The 4,484-nt window shown below is 35.1% G+C and carries 6 protein-coding genes; 4 read left to right on the top strand and 2 right to left on the bottom strand.

From position 1 onward, the window contains the following. Positions 1–106: 106 nt before the first annotated feature. The 3 genes from ABX784_RS15650 (at position 107) to ABX784_RS15640 (ending at position 1,990) form a co-directional block, all read left to right on the top strand. On the top strand, positions 107–730 hold the full coding sequence (locus ABX784_RS15650; protein WP_372656001.1) for a hypothetical protein: 624 nt from the start codon (positions 107–109) through the stop codon (positions 728–730). Positions 731–892: 162 nt separating this feature from the next. Next, positions 893–1,186: a hypothetical protein gene (locus tag ABX784_RS15645; RefSeq protein WP_372656000.1), complete on the top strand. Its 294-nt coding sequence runs from the start codon at positions 893–895 to the stop codon at positions 1,184–1,186. A 195-nt stretch (positions 1,187–1,381) separates the two neighbouring features. Continuing rightward, positions 1,382–1,990 carry a hypothetical protein gene (locus ABX784_RS15640; RefSeq protein WP_372655999.1) on the top strand — a complete coding sequence of 203 codons (609 nt, stop codon included), beginning with the start codon at positions 1,382–1,384 and terminating at the stop codon, positions 1,988–1,990. Between the two features lie 61 nt (positions 1,991–2,051). Here ABX784_RS15640 and ABX784_RS15635 read toward each other — a convergent pair whose 3' ends face one another. Continuing rightward, complete coding sequence (locus tag ABX784_RS15635; RefSeq protein ID WP_372655998.1) at positions 2,052–3,533, bottom strand: carboxypeptidase M32; 1,482 nt, start codon at positions 3,531–3,533, stop codon at positions 2,052–2,054. Between the two features lie 179 nt (positions 3,534–3,712). Here ABX784_RS15635 and ABX784_RS15630 point away from each other — a divergent pair, with 179 nt between their 5' ends. Further along, a complete protein-coding gene (locus ABX784_RS15630) occupies positions 3,713–4,096 on the top strand; it encodes a hypothetical protein (protein WP_372655997.1) in 384 nt (127 codons plus the stop codon). Between the two features lie 30 nt (positions 4,097–4,126). On the opposite strand, the gene ABX784_RS15625 is transcribed toward ABX784_RS15630, so the two are convergent. Then, positions 4,127–4,369, bottom strand: a complete 243-nt coding sequence (locus tag ABX784_RS15625; protein ID WP_372655996.1) for a hypothetical protein — start codon at positions 4,367–4,369, stop codon at positions 4,127–4,129. Between the last annotated feature and the right edge of the window lie 115 nt (positions 4,370–4,484).

The raw sequence follows: 4,484 nt of genomic DNA, 5'->3' as shown, positions 1-4,484 counted from the left end.
TGTGTAAAATTAAAACAATGGATGGAACATTAGAGTACTCTTTTTATCAATATTTACTCTTCTAAGCACACTCTCAGGCGCGAGTGAGGCCTTCCTAGTTGATAAAATGCATGAAGTTCCAGCAGTATATCAAGTTAGCTCAGCTAGTATTTCTCAGGAACTTCACATTGTTCTAGTAAAGGGAAGGTGGGACCTCTTACATATTTTTGAAAGATTTAATAAGCTACGAAATATATATGATCAGTGTAGTATTGGAGTCACAATTGGCTCTATCCGAGAAGTCGAGTGGAAGTATCCGTCTAAGGGTCTTTATTATGACTTAAATAATTCTCTAGAAAATCGTTACTATGATGGAACTTTGCAATTATTAATAGACTTAAATATCAAGGAGAGACCCCTTGCTCTATTTATTGACTCGTTTGATGAATATATGAATAAGTTAGCAACATCATTTCCACCAAGTGCAATTGATAAGAGTTCTATTGCCTTAAATACCTTTTGGATAACAGACTTAATAAATGAAAAAACATATGTTGATGAAGAACCTGATGACTATAGCGTGTTTGCTCACGAGTTAGGTCATATTCTCTTAGATGATAGTCATGAAATGGGGATTGAATCAAACCTTATGCACTCGAACTTGTCACTTCTAAGTGGAGAAGTCACGCAAAAGCAATGCTCAATCATGAGAGATAGGATCTCTAAAGAAAGTATAAAACCTTTAAATTGAGAGTCAGTATGCCCCACTTTTCTTCAAGTGGTGTAATTGTTATGGCCCAAAGTGTCTCCGTTCCATGCGTCAAGTCCCCAGAAATTGTTAAAAAAAAGTTGGCATTTTCTTTGCTTAGTTCCTTTTGAAGATTATAAATTTTTTAAAACTAAGGGATCTAAAGTGAAGAAATTAATTTTTGGTATGTTATTGCTAGTTAGCAGCGCAGTTAGTGCAGATGTGTATTTAGACTATGGAGAATCAACAACTGTTGGAAGGACAAGTGTTTACTGTGGTATGTCACGGCCACAAGTTACATATTACTGCACAATAGACTCTACTTTTGACGGTATCTTTAGTGGCACTGGGAGCTCAGAGCTAGAGGCACGTACTAATGCAATTAATGCATGTAAATATGGAGGAAGAGGTAATGGGGTTCATTGCAGTGTAAACTCTATAGAGTGCGATTCTAACTAATTAAAATAAGGCCTACTTTCTTGTAGGCCTCTCTATCCTTATTGATCTCTAATTTATTTTGTCAGTAAATAATACATGCAGAATTCAATTACATGACGCGATGCGTATATTTTTGATATAGTCCTCTTCAATTATCAACAATCAATAAAGTCACTACCTGATGGTAGTTATTAAATAATACGTGGAGACTTCATCATGAAAGCTTTTATACTTACACTATTACTAGCGTCGAATATATCTTATGCAACATCTCTAATCCCAAGTGATTATGAAGATAATCAGGTATTTTTTAAAGTAGAGAAAAGTGAAGCTAGATCTAGAGTAAACTATAAATTTTACGAATGTGTTGGTGATCAAGAGAGTGCCGAGTGTGATGTTATTTTTAGTGAAGATGGTTACTCTAAAACAGAGCTTAATTCTCTAGAGACAAGAGAGTCGGTAAAGGGAGGTTTTCTTCTTGCTGCTGAGATTGTCACAGGTGGGATTATTTGGAAGAGGCTAATGAAGTTCACTCTAGGTGGAGCCGCTAGAATGACTGCTAGAGCAACGGGTTGGAGAGAAGGTGTTGCTAACGGAACAGTTGCCCTTGCTGTCACTGCTCCACTAAACACAGCAGTTACTTACTATGCTTTTAAAGAGGCAAATGATCTTTTAGAAGTAATAGATCCAATTTCTAAATTTAGAAAGTCTGAATTAGTTGATACTGATGAGTACGACGAAGTAGGGGATGGCGTTATTGCTCTCGGTTATAACTACCAAGAAGTATACGTTATTTTAGATGAATTACTATCTAGAGTTCACTAAATAGAAATGGGTCCTAAACAAGTGGTTAATAGATAACCACTTGTAAGGCCCTATAGTTGTTCTACTTTAAGTATCTTGAAATAAGGTGCTCTTTTAGAAACTTCGGATTTAAACTCTCTCCTGTCGCATTCTTTATAAGATCATCAGTTAAGAATAAACTTCCCTTTTCCCAGATATTCTCTTTTAACCATGAAAATGCCTGAGAGTAATCACCCTTAGAGATAGAATCATTGATATTTGGGTATTGCTTTTGAACTGAGTCAAATTGTTGAGCTGCGTACATGGCACCCAGAGTGTATGAAGGGAAGTAACCAAATGATCCATCAGTCCAATGAATATCTTGAAGTGCTCCTTGAGTATAATTTCCTTCAGTACTTAGACCTAGGTATGATTTCATCTTTTGATTCCAAACTTCTGGAATATCTTTAGCTTCTAGTTTTCCATTTATTAAGTCTCTTTCAACTTCATATCTAAGAATAACGTGTGCAGGATAAGTTACTTCATCTGCGTCTACTCGAATAAATCCAGGCTCAACACGATTGTAGATCTTAACAAGATTATCAATCTCAAAGGCTTCAATATCACCAAAGGCCTCTACTATTTCACTATGAATTGACTCAAGAAATGGTCTTCCTCTTCCAATTTGCATTTCAAAGAATAAACTTTGACTCTCGTGAATTCCCATTGAGCGAGCCGTTCCAGAAGGAAGTGCTACGTAGTCTTTTGGAAGATTCTGTTCATATCTAGCATGTCCTGTCTCATGAACTATTCCCATTAGGGATTGTACGAAATCTGATTCATCATACCTTGTAGTCATTCGTATATCTTCAGGTACTCCACCACAGAATGGATGAGAGCTTACATCAACTCTTCCTTTGTTGAAGTCAAAGCCAAGCTTCTTCATAACTTTTAATCCAAGCTCTTTTTGTTTCTCTGTACTAAAAGGGCCTTTAGGAGTGATTGTTTTATATGATTTTTGCTTCTCTACAATCTCTTCAATTAGAGAAGGAAGCCATGTTTTTACATCAGAAAAGATTACGTCTAGTTTCTCAGTACTCATTCCTGGTTCGTATATGTCTAGGAGAGAATCATATGGAGTGAGTCCAGACTTTGATGCTCTGATATTTGCTTCTTCTCTTGATAGTTTAACAACCTCTTCAAAGTTAGTTAAAAAGCCTTTCCAGTCGTTATTAGGTCTTTGCTCTCTCCATGCATGCTCACACTTAGATCCGGCCAGAGACTTGGCCTTTACAAGATCTTCTGGAACAACAGTAGAGAGTTCATAGCTTCTTTTCATTTCTCTTAGAGTCGATTTATCAGAAGTATTTAAATCTTCAGTAGATGCTTCATTTAATAGGTCTGCAATTTTAGGATCAGTAGAGAGTTGATGCATTAGAACTGTAAACTCTGCCATGGCCTTAGATCTCGCATCATTCGAACCTGATGGCATCATTGTTTGTTGATCCCAGCTTGTAATTGCTCCAAGGTGCGATAAGTTATGAATTTTTTCATTTATTTTCTTTAGTTCGTTGTATGAATTCACTTTTTCTCCATTTTTCATTAAAACTAATTAAGAATTTATAGAAGTTTTATAATTTGTATGTAATTTAACTAAGTGTATATTTGTAGGAATATAGATCAATGTAGAAAGATTTGTAAAAGATAAACTCTTATAATGTAGTTAACCTAAGTTTAAATTTATAACTTAAAGAGGCATAGAGTATGAAAATTATGAAATTAACTATTGTCAGTCTTATAGCTTTATCAGCTTTGAATATAAGCGCGAAAAGTCTAAGTGGTACAGTTTCGGTAGAAGGGGTTGCTCCAAAAGGAACACTATATATATTTGCTAAGAAGTTTGGTAGTCCTATGCCAATGCCACTAGCTGTTAAAAGAATAGATTCTCCAAAGTATCCGGTTAATTTTAAGTTAGATGAGTCTAATAAAATGATGAAGAATCTACCTTTTAAGGGACCTTTTTCTATTACAGCAAGAATTAGTCCGTCAGGCAGTGCTATGGATAAATCTGGAGTTGAAGCAAAGACATCTAAGCCAATTGAATTAGGTACGAAGAATATTCAGATTACTATTAAAGCGACTAAGTAGAAAAAATTGATCGATTTTTATATTAATGAACTAGAATTCCTCTAGTTCATTTTCTTCATTTTCACGGCAGATGACACATTCTTGAGTTGATATCGCTGGAGAAAGTATTGCATCAGGTGATATTTCATCGTCTTCATTATACTTCTTTGAATTATCAATGTGATGTTGAGTTAAGTCACCACAGATGTCGCAATAAGCTTCTACAACATCAAAAACTTGTAATTGCTCAGAGGCGATTAATTCTTGGGTTATACCATCATATTGACTGCTCATATTTTTCCTTAAATGATTTCTCTAAAGTTTTAGTAAATCTTTAACTTTTAAAGATCCATTTGTGTACTTTAAAAATGAATTTACCCCAATAAATAGATCATCCTGTCCTTCAGTA

It is taken from the genome of Halobacteriovorax sp., assembly GCF_041587335.1.
Taxonomy (GTDB): Bacteria; Bdellovibrionota; Bacteriovoracia; order Bacteriovoracales; family Bacteriovoracaceae; genus Halobacteriovorax.
The sequence above is the reverse complement of the archived record's forward strand: the minus strand, read 5'-3'. Positions and strand labels throughout refer to the sequence as shown.